The organism is Pseudonocardia sp. OZ21, assembly GCF_059359135.1.
Genome location: NZ_JCADBN010000015.1, coordinates 18,356 through 34,265, shown reverse-complemented (window position 1 = coordinate 34,265; position 15,910 = coordinate 18,356). Strand labels below are relative to the sequence as shown.

Here is a 15,910-nt window from a genome sequence, read left to right as displayed (position 1 = left end):
CCCACGCTATGAGGGCCGGGACCCATGCGACCAACGAGAATTGTGAACACCTGGTATGCGTGGACCGCATGGACTTCACGGACGTCTCGCTGGTCACGTTGAGGGTCTTCCGTGAGGTCGCCGAGCGCCGCACCCTCACCGCGGCCGCGGCCGCGGCCGGCTACACCCAGTCCGCCGTGTCCCGGCAGATCGCCACGCTCGAACGCGCGGCGGGCACCACGTTGCTGGAGCGGCGCCACGACGGGGTGCGTCTGACCCCCGCCGGGCACGTCGTGCTGCGCCGGGCCGCGACCGTGCTCGACGAGATCGACGCCACGGCCCGCGAGCTCGCGGGCCTGCCCACCGAGGTGGGCACGGTCCGGCTCGGCTGGTTCACCAGTGCAGGCGCCCTCCTGGTGCCCCGAGCGCTGGCCGCGCTGCGCCGGACCCACCCCGCCATCACCGTGAGCTCCCGGGAGGGCAGCACACCTGCCCTGGTCCGCGCCCTGCGGGCCGGCACTGTCGATCTCGCCGTGGTGGCGTCGGTGCCGCCGTTCCGGCCGCCCGACAGCGAGACACCTTCGCTGGAACTGGAGGTGCTCGCCGAACGCAGCTTGCAGGTCGCGGTGCCCGCCACCCACCCGCTCGCCGCAGCCGACTCGGTGGACGTCGCCGACCTGCGCGGTCAGCGGTGGATCGCCAGCCCTTCCACCCGGGAACAGGACCGGCTGGGGGTCTGGCCCGGGTTGGACGAACGGCCCGAGATCACGCACACGGCCCGTGACTGGCTGGCCAAGCTGCATCTCGTCGCCGCGGGATGCGGGGTGACCACCCTGCCCGGCTCACTCGTACCGGCGGTGCCACCCGGAGTGCGCGTCCTCACGGTGCGCGGCGGCTCGCAGGAACAGCGGCGCGTCCTCCTGGCTCGGCTCCCGCGCCCCTTGTCCGAGCCGGCCGCCCGCCTTGCCGATGCCTTGCGCGCCGCGGCCGCCGACACCGGCCCGGCGCACCAGTTCGGCGGCCACCGCACTATGCCTTCCCACGCCCCCGGTGACCGGCCAGGAACCTCGACACCAGTGAGGTGAACTCCTCGGTGCGCTCCCACATGAGCCCGTGGCTGGAGCCGGGTCCGGTCAGCAGCTCGAAGCGCGCGCCGGGAATGCGGTCGCTCACGGCGCGACCGGAACGGGCCGGGGTCAGCAGATCCTGTTCTCCGGAGATCACCAGTGTCGGGGACTCGATCGCCCCCAGGCGGTCGAGGGCATCGTGGGCGCCGTCGGCGTCCCACTGCTCGACCATCGCCGACATCTGCGACGGGGTGCTCGGGAACATGGTGTCGAGCTGGGCCGTGACCGGTACGAAACGTCCGGAGACGAGCAGTTCCGGGGAGAACACGATGCGCATCGCGGTGAGACCGGCGGCCCGGTCGCCGGTGCGCCAGGGATGGGACAACCCGGTGAACACGGCGTGCTGGAACTGGTCGGTCCGCCCCCAGGTGCAGGCCAGCACGAGCGACGCGACTCGCGCCGGGTGGCTGACGGCGAACTCCTGGGCGACGGCACTGCCCAAGGACCAGCCGATGACGTGGGCGCGGTTCACCGACAGGGCGTCGAGCAGTTCGGCGAGGTCGTCGGCGAGGGATCGCATACCGAGCGGCCCGGCGCCGCGCTCGGAGTCGCCGATGCCACGGTGGTTGTAGCTGATCACCCTGAACCGCGGACACAGCGCGGGTAGCAACGGCGCCCACATCCAGTGGTGCTGGCCGGTGCCGCAGAGGAGGACCACCGGCTCGCCCTCACCGATCTCGGCGACCTGCAGGCTCACATCGTTGCCGAGTGCGACCATCCTCTCGCCGATGACGCTGCCGTTCTCCCCTGCGGAATCCACAGTTAGATTATGCACGCCATCAAAAGCTCGCTCGGGCAGACTGCGCCGGGTGGCCACAGCGTTGCGCGTCGTCGTCGCGCTGGTGGTGCTCGCCGTCGTGGTGGCCGCGCTGGCCTGGGCGTTCCAGAGGCGGTTGGTCTACCTGCCATCGGGGACGCCGGGCACGGCGCCCGAGCAGGTGCTCGCCGGCGGATCCACCGTGCACGTGCGCACCGAGGACGGGCTCGACCTCGCCGCCTGGTACGCGCCCGCGACCGCTCGGGCCACGGGCACCACCGTGCTGGTCCTCCCCGGCAACGCCGGCTCGCGGGCGGTTCGCGTCCCGCTCGCCCGCGCCCTGACCGCCGAGGGGTTCGACGTGCTGCTGCTCGACTACCGGGGCTACGGCGGCAATCCCGGTTCACCCACGGAGGAGGGCCTCGCGGCCGACGCGCGGGCCGCGTACCGGCACCTCGTCGCCGAGCGCGGGGTGGATCCTGCGCGGATGGTGCTGTTCGGGGAGAGCCTCGGCGCAGCCGTCGGCACCCGGCTCGCGGTGGAGCGACCCGTCGGCGGGCTGGTGCTGCGCAGCCCGTTCACCTCGCTCGCCGACATGGGATCGCTCCACTATCCGTTCCTGCCCGCCCGCGCGCTGCTGCGGGACCGCTTTCCGGTCCGGGAGACCGTCGGGTCGGTGACCGTGCGGACCATCGTGGTGGCCGGAGGAGCCGATGAGATCGTGCCGACGGCACAGAGCCGCGCCGTCGCCGACGCCGCAGGCGCCTCGTACGTCGAGGTACCGGAAGCCCGGCACAACGACTCCGAACTGGGGCACGGGCCACAGGTCGTCGACGCCGTCCGGCGGGTCAGCGGCTAGGTGTAGTGCCCGTGCGTTGTTGACGGCGTGTCGGCCTGAGGACATGTGTCCCCCCATGTCCCCCCAGTGATCACAGAGGCTCCGCCAACCGCGTCCATCTGCTCGACCCCTTACGCGGCGAGGTGCAGGAGCGGTTTTCGGCGTGGTCTTCGTTGGGGGTCGATCCAGGCGGGTGGGATGAACTCGGGGAGCCCGTCGCGGATGCGGACCTGCCAGTCGGAGTGGTGGAGCAGGCGGTGGCAGGCCCGGCAGAGCATGACGCAGTTGTGCAGGGCGGTGTCGCCGCCGTCCTGCCAGGCTTTGATGTGGTGGACCTCGCACCAGGATGCGGGTCGGCCGCAGCCGGGTCGGGCGCAGCCGCGGTCGCGGGCGGCGATGGCGCGGCGTAGGCCGTCGGGGATGGTGCGGGTGGCCCGCCCGACGTCGAGGGGTTGGCCTGTGCCGTTGAGCACGATGGGGGCGACCGCGGCGTCGCAGGCCAGCATCCGCAGCGATTGCGGGGTGAGGGTGCCGCCGAAGTCCAGGTAGGCGGCGCGGGCCCGGTTCTCCAGGTCTTCGAGGCGGATCAGCACGGTCAGGTGCGGGCGCCGCCCGCCGCATTCGGGAATGTCACCGTGGTCGAGCACGTACCCGCACACATCAGCCAGGGCCTCGGCCTGCCGTTGGGCGGGGCTGCGGGGTTCGTCGGCGGTGACGGGCCGGGCGTGGGCGTCGATCACGGTGGCGATGGCGTCGAACATGGCTGCGTCGTCGAACCGGCCCTTGAGGGTGCCGCCGGGCTTGCCGCGGTGGCGGGTCAGGTGCAGTTCGCTGACCGCAGCGGGTGGGCGGTCGTCGGGTTCTGGGCCGTCCTCGTCGAGGGCCTCGACCAGCGCGATACCCCAAGCCTGCAACTCCGATGGCGTATACACGCCCGCCTTCTCCGCCAACTGAGCCTCGGCACCGGCCCACACCTCGGGCGTGAGCCGCTCCGCGGCCGGGGTCGCGAGCACGCGGGCGATCACCGCGACGTGCCGCAGACCCGTCTGCCCGGCCGCGAACACCTCTGCCGTGGCGGCCAGCCGCGCGGGCAGCGCGGTGCCGTCGAGGCTCACCCGCGGGCACACCTGCTCGGCGGCGACCACCCGGTGACGGGCCTCGAACCGTTCCCACCCGAGCAGATCGCCCAGCGCGGCCGGGGTGGACTTGTAGCCGCGCTCGGCGAACGTGCCGCGCCGTTCCAGCGTGGACACGGTGGCGACGACGACCCGGTCCAACCGTCTGCTGGTGCCTTCGCACAGGGTGAGGGCGGAGAGCAGGTCGTCGTCGGTGGCACCGGACTCAGCGGCCGCGCACAGCGCGTCGATCGCCTCGACCAGGAGGCGATGCGCGGTGGCGAGCGGGCTGTCCGACACCCCTCCATCATACTCGAACAGATGTTCGAATCACTGTTAGTCGTCGCAGGTCAACGCCCGTTCAGCGCTCGTGGCGGAGGCCTGCCGGACTCGCCCGGCCGGCCTGGCTCGACCGCCCCCACCGGCACGGTGATCCACCGCTGCGGACACGCCCGCCCGGGCGAGCTGGTGCACGTGGATGCGAAGAAGCTCGGCCTACGCCGAGATCCACCCCGACGAGAAAACCCACCGCGGCCACCCACTCACCAGCCGGGTCAACAACCCGCCTGGGCATTACAGCTAGGGGGTCATCGCGCGGCCGGCCGCCCGGTCGAGCAGCTCGCGAAGCAGGCCGACGACCTCGTCGGGCGTGAACTCCATGGCGTTCTCGCCGACGGACACCTCGAACACGCAGCGGTTCGGATCGGGTGAGGTACGGGTGCGGGAGAACAGCTGCGTGCCGTGCTCGGCGAGCATCTCCTCCTGTGCTCGATCTGCCGCGTCCTTCGACACGGGCAGATGAACGTGGAACAACGGCGTGAGCGGCTGCGCCGGCACCGTGGACGCCTCCGTGCCGGCGTTGACCGCGGCAGCGATGGCGACCGCGTGGTCCCGGAAGGCGGGCATCCGCGGCAGGAGGTCGTCGAGCCCGATCAGCGCGGACACGGCCAACGGCCATGCCTCCGGGATCGCGCCGCCCAGCCGGTGCCGCCACACCGCGGCCTCGTCGACGATGCTCCGGTCGGCGGCCAGCACCGCGCCGCGCACACCCTGCAAGCCCTTGTAGAGCGAGACGTAGACGGAGTCGAACAGGGCGGCGATCTCCGCGAACGAGCGCTCGTAGTGCGGTTGCGCCTCCCACAGCCGTGCCCCGTCCAGATGCACCGCCGCCCCGCGCTCGCGGGCCAGGTCGACCTGCGCGACGAGATCGTCCCAGTCCGGGAGCTGACCGCCGATCTCCCGCTGTGGCAGCTCGAGCACCACGGCGGCCAGCGGCTCCGCGACGGCTGCCAGATCCTCGACCGTCAACAGCTGGTTCGGGTCACCGGCCGGGTGGTACCGCAGTCCGTGGACGGCGCTGAATCCCTGCTGCTCCCACATCGTCAGGTGGTTCGTCGGGTGCGCGGCGAAGGTGACGCGACCGCTGCGCCCGGCGTGCACCCGCAACGCCACCTGCTGGGCCATCGCACCGGTCGGGAAGAACAGCGCCGCCGGGGTACCGAGCAGGTCGGCGATCCGCTGCTCCAGCACCGCGACCGGCCCGTCCGGACCGCTGGGCGGGGTGTCGGGTGGCAGGTAGTCGATCATCCGTTGCAGGACGAGCGCTGGCATCCGACGCAGGTGCGCGTGCGAGTACAGGGAACGGCGAATCTCGGGACCGGCCACGGCGGCACCCTACGGTCGGGGTGCTCCGCGGCTCCCAGACCGGACCCACGGCCACCACGCGAAAGGTAGGGAATTCCCTACCGCCGTGCTCGGGAAATTGCGGGACGCCTCCCGGATCGCGGGGAAAACCACCCGTTCCCTACGGGTGCCGACCCCTCGGTATCGGGGGTTGCCCCGCTGGCCCGGACGGGGTCTCCGGACGAATCATATTTCTCGTCACCAGACGCCCGAAGTCCTGATATCGCAGCTGAGGAGATCCATCGTGCCAGTCATATCCGTTCCCCAGGGCTTCAACGAGGACGACCTCTACGTCGACCTCGAAACGGTCTTCGGACGCTCGCTCTTCCTCAAGTGCGAGGGGTTCAACTTCGCCGGGTCGATCAAGCTGAAGGCCGCCACCGAGATGGTGGAGGCCGCCGAGCGGGACGGGGTGCTCCGGCCGGGATCGGTGCTGGTCGAGTCCTCGTCCGGGAACCTGGGCGTGGCGCTGAGCATGATCGCGGCGAACAAGGGATACCGCTTCATCTGCGTCACCGACTCCCGCTGCAACCTGGCGACCAGGCGGCTGATGGAGGCTCTGGGCAGCCAGGTGCACATCATCACCGAGCCGGATCCCGACAGCGGCTACCTCGGCGCACGGATCAACTACATCCACGCGTTGCGGGCCTCCGACGACCGATACGTGTGGCTCAATCAGTACAGCAACGAGGCCAACTGGAAGGCGCACTTCCGCACGACGGCGCCCGCCATCGACCGCCATTTCCCGAACCTGGACGTGCTGTTCGTAGGGGCCGGCACCACCGGCACCCTCATGGGCTGCGCGCGCTATTTCCGGAACCGGCGCCGGCCGGTGCGGATCATCGCAGTGGACAGTGTCGGCTCGGTGTCCTTCGGCACCCCGCAAGGCCGCCGGATGATCCCCGGGCTGGGTATGAACATCCGTCCGCCGCTGCTCGACGAGTCCTTCGTCGACGAGGTGGTGCACGTCGAGGAGGCCGACGCCATCCGCGCCTGCCATCGGCTGGCCCGCCGCGGGTTCCTGTTCGGCGGCTCCACCGGCACCGTGGTCAGCGGTGCGATGGACTGGCTGGCCCGGCACGACGACGGCGACCTCACCGCGGTGGCGATCGCCCCGGACCTCGGCGAGCGCTACCTCGACACCGTCTACCAGACCAACTGGGTGCACGACCTCTACGGCGAGGACGTGCTCGCCTCCCCCGAGCGGGCCGCCGTTCAACGGGTCGCCTGATCGGAGCGGCCGCGTGCGCCGCAGACCCGCTCCACCGGAGACCTCCCGCTCGACGCGCGGCGATAGTCTCACCGGGCCGATGCTGCCGCAGGTTCGCGTTCATGACATCTGTCCGGTGGGCAAAAAGAGGGGGACCAGCACAAGTGCGAAGGTTGACCGTTTCTCGGGTAATCGCGGTGACGGCCGTGGCCGGAGCATTGTCGCTGGCCACGGTGTCGGCACCGGCATACGCCGCACCGGTCGAGGCCGACACGGTCTCGGTCACCGGCGACGTGGGTTCCCCGGCCACCTACACCGCGGCTGAGCTCGCCGACCTCGGCGAGCAGAAGTTCGCGATCGTGGAGCCGGGCGACGGACCGCTGACGGTCACCGGGGTGTCCCTGCAGGACGTGATCGAGAAGTCCGCCCCGACCCTGCCGGCCGGCCGCAACACCGACCTGCGCGTCACGCTGACCGTCACCGGTCACGACAAGCAGGCCGTCACCTTCGCGCTGGGCGAGCTCGACCCGAAGTTCGGGGCGAACCCGGCCGTGCTCACCGCGGACGGCCCGGACGTCGGGCTGGTGGTGCCCGGTGACTCGAACCGGTCTCGCAGCATCTCCGACGTCGACTCGGTCCGGGTCGCCGTGTCCGACGCGGGAGTCGCGAAGGTCGCGCCGGGCTCGGTGCAGGTGGTGACCGCGGACGGACGCGTGACGCTGACCGAGGACGAGCTGAGCCGGCTTCCCGCGAAGGAGGTCTCGGTGACGTTCGCGGGCTCCACGGGCCCGGAGACCCACACCGTGTCCGGCCCCTCGCTGACCCAGGCACTGCGCGCCGCGGGAGTCACCGTCCGGTCGAGGACGGCGGTGGTGGCTGTCGGGTCCGACAACTACGCGGCCGCCGTCACCCCCGCAGAGGCCACCCTCGCCGGCAAGCAGCTGATCCTCTCGACCGTCCAGGACGGGGCCACGCTGAAGCAGCCCCGGCTGGTGGTCGACGGCGACATCGGAGGCGGCCGCTCCGTGTCCGACGTGGTCACTCTCGAGATCGGCGGCTGAGCCTCCGACGCGCGCTCTGCCCCGTCCCACGGGCGCGGAGGCCCCGGAAAACCCGAGGCGGGTAGCAGCACTCCGGCGCTAGCGTGCGGGCCGACGAACACCATCGGTCCCGGTCGCCGGGCCGTGCCGGGGGCGGGGGAACGTGCGCGCAGCAGGGCTGACCTGGCGACGGCTGGCCGAGCCCGCCTCCACCGCCGCCGTCGTCGTGGCCTGCGTCGCCGCCGCGGCCGAGACGTTCGCGGCCGTCGTCGCCGGACAGCTGGCCGACCAACCCACCACCTGGCTGGTCGGGCTGCTCGCCTGCCTGCTGCTCGGGGCCACCCTCCTGGACACGGCCGGGCGTACGGCCTTCTCCGGAGTCGTCGGCCGCGCCGAGGGCCGGCTGCGGGCCGACCTGCTGGACGCCGCACTCCACCAGCCGCTGCCGGCACTCGAGGAACTGGCTGTCGGGGAGGTGCTCGACCGGGTCGACGACGACGCGAGAGAAGTCGGCGTGCTGCTGCGCCGCACCGGCTGGAACATGGGCCGGGCCCTGCTGCGCTCCGTGCTGGCCTGGGTGGTCGCCGGTCTGACGTGGTGGCCTGCCTGGATCGGGTTCCCGCTGGTGGCGCTGCTCTCCGTGGCGCTGGTGCGCCCGCTCACCCGGCTCACGGCCGAGCGCAAGCTTGCCGAGGAGGCCGCGTGGTCCGACCACTCCGCCCAGCTGGAGGAGGCCGTCGCCGGACGTGACGACGTGCGCTCCTCGCTGGGGCAGCCGCACGTCGTGCGCCAGTACGCGCGCCTCTCGCGGCACGTGCTGGACCGCGTGGCCGCCACCTGCTCCGCCGCCACCCAGGTCGGCCTGCGCACCGGACTCGTCGTCCACGGTGCCCTCGCCGCCCTCGCCGTGAGCGGCGCCGCACTGGTCGGCGGGGGCGAGCTGGAGGTGTCCGCGCTGGTCACCCTGTGGCTGCTGGTCACGACGTTCGCCGGGCAGCTCAACCAGGTCACCCAGCACCTGCCGGAGGTGCAGGCCGGCCTCGGTGCCCTGCAACGGATCGGCGGCCTGCTGACCGCACCACAGGAGCCGGTCGGTGGCGCGCCCGTGCCTGCCGGGCCGGCCGCTGTCGAGTTCCGCGACCTCACCGTCGGGTATCCCGGCGGCTTCTCCGTGCGGTCGGTGGATCTCACGGTGGCCGCCGGCACGACGTGTGCGCTGGTCGGCCGCACCGGCGCCGGCAAGTCGACGCTGGCCAAGGTGTTGTCGCGGGCTCTGGAGCCACCGGCGGGCACGGTGTTCGTCGCCGGCCAGGACGTCACGGCGACGGCGATGGAGGACCTGCGCCGGGCGCTGGGTGTGGTCACGCAGCGCACGGAGATCCTCGCCGCGACCCTCGAGGAGAACATCACCCTGTTCCTCGACGTCCCGCGCGCCACGGTGGAGAGCGCCGTCGAGGCGTTGGGGCTGACCGAGTGGGTGGGATCCCTGCCCGACGGCCTGGCGACCCGCCTGGGCAGCGGCGGCAGCACGCTGTCCGCGGGAGAGGAGCAACTGGTCGCCTTCGCCCGGCTGCTGGTCCGCGACGTCGCGGTCGTGATCCTCGACGAGGCCACCGCCCGCATGGACCCGCAGACCGAGCGCCTCGTGACCCGGGCCACCGACCGGCTGCTCGCCGACCGCACCGGCATCGTCATCGCCCACCGGCTCTCCACCACGCGGCGGTGCGACACCGTGGCCGTGCTCGACCGGGGACGTGTCGTCCAGCACGGGCCGCGCGCCCGGCTGGCCACCGAGCCCGGGCCGTTCCGCGACCTGCTGGCCGCCGCCGGGGAGACCGGGCGCCCCGCGGAGGCCGGGATCCTGCTCAGCCGCGGCGAGCGTCGGGAGCCGAGGCCGGCGCCCGCCCCCGTTCGTCCCCGTCTCGCGCGCACGGTGCTGCGGATGCTGCGTGCCTACCCGAAGTGGGGCGTGGTGGGCGCGCTCGCGTTCCTCACCGCGTCCCTGCTGGGGTCATACGGCGCCGTGACCGGCTGGCTGTGGGGCCTGCTGGTCACCGCCCTGGAGCAGGGCACCCCCGCGTGGACGGCAGCCGGCGCTCTCGCGGTGTCGCTCCTGGTCGCCCCGCTGGCCATCGCACTGGCCTTCCGCGTCTACCCGCTGTGGTGGTCGGCGGTGACACTGCGGCTGCGCCTCGCCGCGTTGCGCGGGCAGACGATGCAGCGCCGCCTGGTGCGCACGCCTCCGGGGGAGGTCGTCGCCAGGGCCCTCGACTCGGACCGGCTGGTGATCTACGGCGACCGGTGGGTCGACGTGATCAACGGGGTGGGCGTCGTGCTGGTCACCGCGGTCGTCGCCCGCAGTCTGCTGGCCGGAGCGGTGATCGGCGGCATCCTGGTCGTGTCGGCGGCGGCCGCCACCGCCGGTGCTCCGCTCGCGGGAGCGGTGGGCCGCGAGGCCGGAGACGCCAGGGCCCGCTTCGGCGCGTCGCTGGTCTCGGCACTCGACGCCGCCCGCACGGTGAAGCTGGCCGCCGCGACGTCCGCGGTGCAGTCCCACCTGGTCCAGGTCGATGCGCAGCGGGTGGCGGCGGTGGTCCACGAGCACCGGGTGCGCACGCTGCTCGACGGCGTGCCGGGACTGCTGGTCCAGCTGGGTGTGGTCGTCACCTGGTGGGCACACCTGGCCGGGGTGTGGGACCTCGCCACCGCGCTCCTGGTGAGCACGGCGGTGGCCGGCTCGGGCTGGTTCGGCACGGTGTTCGGGGCGGCCGTCACCGAGACGCCCGTGGCGCGCCGCTGGCTGCAGGCCATGTCGGAGCTGTCCGGGGCCGACGACCTGATCTCCCTGCCCCCCGGGGTGGACCTGGCCACCGGCGCGGCGCCCGCGCCACCGGCCGTCGGCCGGGTGCCGTTGAAGCGGCTCAGCCTGGACGGCGTGACCGCGGTCCACGACGACGGCACGGTCGGAACGGACGGCGTCACCCTCGACGTGGACGCGGGCTCCCTCGTCCTGCTGACGGGACGGGTCGGCTCGGGGAAGTCCAGCCTCCTAGCCAGCCTGGCCGGGCTGGTCGACCACGAGGGCAGCATCCGCTGGAACGACCGCGAGATCGACGACCCGGAACTGTTCCTCCGCCCGGGCCAGGTCGCCTACGTCGGCCAGGTACCGCGGGTGCTGTCCGGGTCCTTCGTCGACAACATCGCCCTCGACCACGACCGCGGGTTCTCCGACGCCGTCGCGGACGCCCGGCTGCAGACCGACGTGGAGGAGGCGGGCGGCCACGGGGCGCTGGTCGGCCACCGCGGGGTGCGGCTCTCCGGCGGGCAGGTCCAGCGGCTCGCGCTGGCCAGGGCCCTCGCCACCGGCGCTGAGCTGCTGGTGGCCGACGACGTCTCCTCTGCCTTGGACGCTCGCACCGAGGTGGAGCTGTGGGACGCGCTGCGCAGGCGCGGCGTCACCGTCGTGGGCGCCAGCTCCAAGAGATCCGCACTGGCCCGCGCCGACTGCGTCGTCGTCCTGGAGGAGGGACGGGTGGCCGCCACCGGACCCTGGACCCAGCTCGCCGATCGCTGGGGACACCTGGCGGGCTGAGCGACTCGCAGCAGCCCGCTCGACGCGCCTCCGATGAGTCCAAGGGCGAGCTGGAGCTGGTCTAGCGCAGCTTCCGCCCGGACCTGAGCACAACCGGCACGATCCCGAGGTGAACGTCCTAGGACATAGGGTTGGCTGATGAGCGAGCTGACCGTCGACGCGACGTCGGCAACTCCGGTCTACCGCCAGATCGTCGAGCAGATCCGGTATCTGGTCGAGGGCGGTGGCCTGCGGCCGGGCGATCGCCTTCCGCCGGTCCGCCGGCTCGCGGACAACCTGGGTGTCAACCGCAACACGGTCGCGAAGGCGTACGCGATGCTCCGCGAGCTCCAGCTGATCGAGACCAGGGGCGCGTCGGGGACGACGATCGCCGAAGAGCCGCCCCGGAGACGTTCCGATCTCCGCGAGGCGGTGCTGGCGGCGGTCCGCGGCGGGATGACGCCGGAAGAGGTACGCGACGCTGCCTACGTCATCGCCCGGCAGGCCGGGTCCGACGTGCGGGTGGTCTTCGCCGAGTGCAACGAGGAACGTGCCTCTGCCTTCGCCAAGGAGTTGTCCGACCGGCTGCACGCCGAGGTACGCCCGAGCCTGCTCACCGAACTCGACACCAGCACCGCAGACGCCGAGCTGGTGGTCACCACGTTCTTCCACCTCGCTGAGGTCCGGCGCTGGGCGCACGCCTCCGGCCGGGAGATCGAGACCGTCGCGGTCGTCGTGGCGCCGCACATCCTGACCCTGATGAAGGTGGCCGGGTTGCCCGAGGGCGCCCGGGCCGGCGTCCGCTATTCGACCCCGCACCAGGCCGAACAGGTCAGGGACTGGCTGGCGGCGGCCGGCCGCGCCGAGGTGGTCGTCGTCCCGTCTGCGGCCACTGAGCCTCGTCCCGACCTGGCGATGCTGGTCGTCCCGAGTGAGGAACCGGACCTCGCCGCGGTCGCCGGCCCGGACACCGAGGTGGTGGAGTTCGGCAACGTGCTCGACGAGGGCTCGATCCAGATGGTCGGTGCCGTGCTGGACGAGATCCGCAGTCGCGTGGTTTGAGCTAGGACAAGATGGGCTACTGGGTGTTTGGCATAGGCAAAGTACGTATGGGGGTCGTTTGTCGTGTCCGCCAACACTCAGATCGAGACGAAGCGACCGGGTTGGCCCGAGATCCTGGCCGGTCTGGCCGTCTTGGCACTGGTCGGCTACGGCCTGCCGATCACTCTCAATCGGACGGGCGTCACTGACGGAATCAGCCCGGTAACGGCCGGCCTCATCCTGGCCGCCCTCTCAGGTGTGGCAGGCCTCGCCGCATTCGCGGTCGCCGCACGCATCCGCTCCCTGAGCTGGCGCGATTTCGGCGTACGCCCGTCGACCGGCCGCTGGCTCCTGATCGGGATCGCCGGCGGCTTGGTGGCCACGGTCCTCGCCCGTGTCGCCGGCCTGGTCGTCTACTACCTCACCAGCCCCTCGGAGAACATTCAGCAGCCGTATCTCGACGCGGCCGGCGGCGGAGTTCTCACGCTGATCCTGTCGTTCCTGTTCCTGGCCGTCCTCACGCCGATCGGTGAGGAGTTCCTGTTCCGCGGCGTCGTCACCACGGCGCTGCTGCGCTACGGCGCGGTCGTCGGTGTCGTCGGCAGCTCGCTGATCTTCGCCCTGATGCACGGCCTGAACGCCGTTTTCGTGACCGCGCTGATCGTCGGCCTGATCGCCGCCGAGCTCCGCCGCCGCAGCGGTTCGGTCTGGCCCGGGGTACTGGCTCACGTCACCAACAACCTGATCGGGCAGGCGCTGGCGCTGATCCTGGCGGCCGCGGCATGACCGAGCTGAAGGCCACCCGCAAGGCCTTCTGGGCAAACGACTACGAGATCACCATCGACGGTCACTCGCTGACCCGGTGGGATGCCAGGACGTGGCGCACCGGCGGCACGTTCGAGCTGGACGGCCGCGGCTTCGAGGTGAGGACGAACTTCTTGGCCTCCCGCTACGAGCTCACCGACCACACCGTCGGCGCCGAGGTCGCGGTCGCGGCCCGGGCCGGCCGTAAGCACTGGAAGATCGAGGCTGAGTGCCGCACGTACGACTTCGAGCGTGCCTCCTTCTGGCGTCCGGAGGAGCGTCTCATGATCGACGGCCGGCCGGCGGGCTCGATCCGCCGTGCCCATCTGCAGGCCGACGACACCGTGGCCACCCTGCCCGACCTGCCTCGGCACGTTCAGGTGTTCGCCCTGCTGGTCGTCCTGAGCGGCTGGGACCTCGCCGCCAACGCCTGAGGCGTGTTTTGTGATCCGAGGTTGCCGGTCAAGGTCACGCGTGGCGGTGCTCGGTCCGCACCGGCCCGCGCCGACTGCGTCGTCGTCCTCGGAGGAGGGCCGGGTGGCCGCCACCGGACCGTGGGCCCAGCTCGCCGACCGCTGGGGACACCTGGCGGGCCGACAACCCAAATACAGCCCTGAATTTGAATACGGATCTGTATCTTGATGGGGTGAACGAGCCCCTGTGGACATGGAGTGCAACGAGGATCGCCTGCGCAGTGTTCGCGGGTGAGGTGTCCGCGCGGGAGGTCGTCGACGCCCACCTGGCCCGCATCGCCGAGGTGAACACGGCCGTGAACGCCGTGACCAACCTGGTCGCCGGCGACGCCAGGAACGCCGCGGACCGCATCGACCGCGCTCGCCGGGCGGGAGACCCCCTCGGCCCGCTGGCCGGGGTGCCGTTCACCGTGAAGGAGAACATCGACATCGCCGGGCACCCGACGACACACGGCATTCCGCATTTCCGCCACCTCGTCGCCGCTCGTGACGCGCCGCCGGTGGGACGGCTGCGCGCGGCCGGCGCCGTGGCGGTCGGGCACACCAACATGCCCGACCTGACCATCGGCGGCAACAACACCGTCAGCCAACTGTTCGGGGAGACCCGCAACCCGTGGGGCGCCATCCGGACCCCTGGCGGCAGCAGCGGTGGGGACGCGGCCGCCACCGCCTGCGGAATGGCGGCCATCGGCCTGGGCAACGACGCGGGCGGCTCGGTCCGACTACCCGCGATGTTCTGCGGAGTGGCCGCACTCAAGCCGACCTACGGCCGCATTCCGATGGAGCACCGGATCGGCGACACGGACCCGACCCTGGCTTCACAGCTGTTCCCCACCGACGGTCCGATCGCTCGCACGGTCGCGGACCTGCAGGCGGCCTTCGAGGTGCTTGCCGGCACCGATCCGCGTGACCCGCGCGCCGTCGCCGTCCCGCTCGTCGGGCCGCAGTGTGCCGAGCCGATCCGGGTCGCGGTGTCCGTCGATCCTGGCGGCCAGGGGGTGCACCCACAGATCCGCACGGAGATCGAACGGGCGGCGGCAGCGATCGCCGATGCCGGATACGTCGTCGAGGAGGCCGAGCCACCACGGATCGACGACGCGATCCAGGCGTACAGCACGCTGATCACCACGGAGTTCGGGCTCGGCTGGCCGCGGATCCGGCCGCTCCTCACGGCCGCGTCCGCGGCGCACATGGAGCTGTCGATGCGGCGCAGGCACCCGGCGGACCTCGCCACGTACCTGCAGGCCACGGCCACTCGGCACGGAGTGATGCGCGACTGGGCCGCCTTCGCCCAGCGCTACCCGCTCGTACTCGGGCCCGTCTACACCGAGCGGCCGTTCGACGCTGCTCTCGACGACGACGAAGCCGGGGAGAGCATCATCCGCGCCATGCGGCTGTGTACCGCCACCACGTTCCTCGGGGTGCCGGCGGTCGCCGTTCCGACAGGCGTGGTCGACGGCCAGCCGCTGGGCGTCCAGGTGATCGGACCGTGGCATCGAGAGGACCTGTGCCTCCAGGCCGCCGCCGTACTGGAGTCCCGGTTCGGGACGTTCACCCCGGTGCAGCCCGCGGTCGATGCCGTGGCGTAGCCGTGCCGCCCGGCGTCGGACGGCGCCTGTAGGTTCAGCGACCGTGGCGAGGAAGCGCCTGACCCGTGAGGAGAGCCGGGCGCAGACCCGCGAGCGGCTGCTCGAGGCTGCGCGCGAGCTCTTCACCGAGCGCGGGGTGAACGGCAGCTCCGTCGAGCAGATCGCCGAGCGGGCCGGCTACACGCGCGGTGCCTTCTACGGCAACTTCGCCGACAAGCAGGAGCTCGTGGCCGAGCTGCTCGAACAACGCACGCGTCGTGAGGTTGCCGAGGTCAGCGCCCTGCAACGGCGGGCGGAGTCGTTCGGCGACATGCTGGAGTCGCTGCGGCAGTGGAACCGCGAACGGGACCAGAACCTGCCGGACTGGATGGCGCTGCGTCTCGAGCTCGTGCTGCATGCGCTGCGCAACCCGGAGGCGCTGCCCATGCTGGCCCAGCGCGAGAAGCTGGCGCGCTCCTCGATCCAGACGGCCATCGAGCAACGGATCGGCGAGTACGGCGCGCTTCCCGCCGATCCGGCACTGCTCGCCCTGATCGTGCACGCCCTCGAGGACGGCCTGCTCATCCAGCGCCTGCTGTTCCCCGACGAGATCGCAGGCGACGTCGTGGTCGACGCCGTCGACGTGCTGCTCCGTTCCTGGCGACCGCCCGCGTCCGATCCGCCCGACTGACCACGCCGCCGGT

The 15,910-nt window shown here is 72.0% G+C and carries 13 protein-coding genes; 10 read left to right on the top strand and 3 right to left on the bottom strand.

Annotation, left to right across the window (positions count from 1 at the left end; genetic code table 11):
- Nucleotides 1-68 precede the first annotated feature (68 nt).
- Nucleotides 69-1,064 carry a LysR family transcriptional regulator gene (locus tag AC5L35_RS28540; RefSeq protein WP_495062808.1) on the top strand — a complete coding sequence of 332 codons (996 nt, stop codon included), beginning with the start codon at nucleotides 69-71 and terminating at the stop codon, nucleotides 1,062-1,064.
- On the opposite strand, the gene AC5L35_RS28535 is transcribed toward AC5L35_RS28540, so the two are convergent.
- Nucleotides 1,009-1,866 carry an alpha/beta fold hydrolase gene (locus AC5L35_RS28535; RefSeq protein ID WP_495062807.1) on the bottom strand — a complete coding sequence of 286 codons (858 nt, stop codon included), beginning with the start codon at nucleotides 1,864-1,866 and terminating at the stop codon, nucleotides 1,009-1,011. The genes AC5L35_RS28540 and AC5L35_RS28535 overlap by 56 nt on opposite strands.
- Nucleotides 1,867-1,915: 49 nt before the next feature.
- Between AC5L35_RS28535 and AC5L35_RS28530 the strand changes: the two genes are divergently transcribed.
- Nucleotides 1,916-2,722, top strand: a complete 807-nt coding sequence (locus AC5L35_RS28530; RefSeq protein ID WP_495062806.1) for an alpha/beta hydrolase — start codon at nucleotides 1,916-1,918, stop codon at nucleotides 2,720-2,722.
- Between the two features lie 110 nt (nucleotides 2,723-2,832).
- Here the strand turns inward: AC5L35_RS28530 and AC5L35_RS28525 are convergent, their stop codons facing one another.
- Together AC5L35_RS28525 and AC5L35_RS28520 are read right to left on the bottom strand one after the other, a co-directional pair.
- Nucleotides 2,833-4,116 (bottom strand): HNH endonuclease signature motif containing protein, encoded by a 1,284-nt coding sequence (locus AC5L35_RS28525; RefSeq protein ID WP_495062805.1) that lies wholly within the window; start codon nucleotides 4,114-4,116, stop codon nucleotides 2,833-2,835.
- Nucleotides 4,117-4,395: 279 nt separating this feature from the next.
- Nucleotides 4,396-5,481: a threonine aldolase family protein gene (locus AC5L35_RS28520; protein ID WP_495062804.1), complete on the bottom strand. Its 1,086-nt coding sequence runs from the start codon at nucleotides 5,479-5,481 to the stop codon at nucleotides 4,396-4,398.
- 262 nt (nucleotides 5,482-5,743) lie between these two features.
- Here AC5L35_RS28520 and sbnA point away from each other — a divergent pair, with 262 nt between their 5' ends.
- From sbnA to AC5L35_RS28480, 8 genes are all read left to right on the top strand, one after another.
- On the top strand, nucleotides 5,744-6,730 hold the full coding sequence (sbnA, locus tag AC5L35_RS28515; protein WP_495062803.1) for a 2,3-diaminopropionate biosynthesis protein SbnA: 987 nt from the start codon (nucleotides 5,744-5,746) through the stop codon (nucleotides 6,728-6,730).
- A gap of 176 nt (nucleotides 6,731-6,906) precedes the next feature.
- The gene (locus tag AC5L35_RS28510; protein ID WP_495062802.1) at nucleotides 6,907-7,770 is read left to right on the top strand and encodes a hypothetical protein; all 864 of its coding nucleotides are present in this window, start codon (nucleotides 6,907-6,909) and stop codon (nucleotides 7,768-7,770) included.
- 142 nt (nucleotides 7,771-7,912) lie between these two features.
- Nucleotides 7,913-11,341, top strand: a complete 3,429-nt coding sequence (locus AC5L35_RS28505) for an ATP-binding cassette domain-containing protein (RefSeq protein ID WP_495062801.1) — start codon at nucleotides 7,913-7,915, stop codon at nucleotides 11,339-11,341.
- Between the two features lie 138 nt (nucleotides 11,342-11,479).
- Complete coding sequence (locus tag AC5L35_RS28500) at nucleotides 11,480-12,382, top strand: GntR family transcriptional regulator (RefSeq protein ID WP_495062800.1); 903 nt, start codon at nucleotides 11,480-11,482, stop codon at nucleotides 12,380-12,382.
- 132 nt (nucleotides 12,383-12,514) lie between these two features.
- Nucleotides 12,515-13,147 carry a CPBP family intramembrane glutamic endopeptidase gene (locus AC5L35_RS28495; protein WP_495062799.1) on the top strand — a complete coding sequence of 211 codons (633 nt, stop codon included), beginning with the start codon at nucleotides 12,515-12,517 and terminating at the stop codon, nucleotides 13,145-13,147.
- Complete coding sequence (locus tag AC5L35_RS28490; RefSeq protein ID WP_495062798.1) at nucleotides 13,144-13,599, top strand: hypothetical protein; 456 nt, start codon at nucleotides 13,144-13,146, stop codon at nucleotides 13,597-13,599. Before AC5L35_RS28495 ends, AC5L35_RS28490 begins: the two co-directional genes overlap by 4 nt.
- A 212-nt stretch (nucleotides 13,600-13,811) precedes the next feature.
- On the top strand, nucleotides 13,812-15,227 hold the full coding sequence (locus tag AC5L35_RS28485) for an amidase (RefSeq protein ID WP_495062797.1): 1,416 nt from the start codon (nucleotides 13,812-13,814) through the stop codon (nucleotides 15,225-15,227).
- Nucleotides 15,228-15,270: 43 nt separating this feature from the next.
- Nucleotides 15,271-15,897, top strand: a complete 627-nt coding sequence (locus AC5L35_RS28480; protein ID WP_495062796.1) for a TetR/AcrR family transcriptional regulator — start codon at nucleotides 15,271-15,273, stop codon at nucleotides 15,895-15,897.
- Nucleotides 15,898-15,910 lie beyond the last annotated feature (13 nt).

Excerpts from the sequence above, each read along its gene's own strand:
- AC5L35_RS28540 (WP_495062808.1), top strand. The coding sequence starts at position 69 with ATGGACTTCACGGACGTCTCGCTGGTCACGTTGAGGGTCTTCCGTGAG.
- AC5L35_RS28500 (WP_495062800.1), top strand. The coding sequence starts at position 11,480 with ATGAGCGAGCTGACCGTCGACGCGACGTCGGCAACTCCGGTCTACCGC.
- AC5L35_RS28490 (WP_495062798.1), top strand. The coding sequence starts at position 13,144 with ATGACCGAGCTGAAGGCCACCCGCAAGGCCTTCTGGGCAAACGACTAC.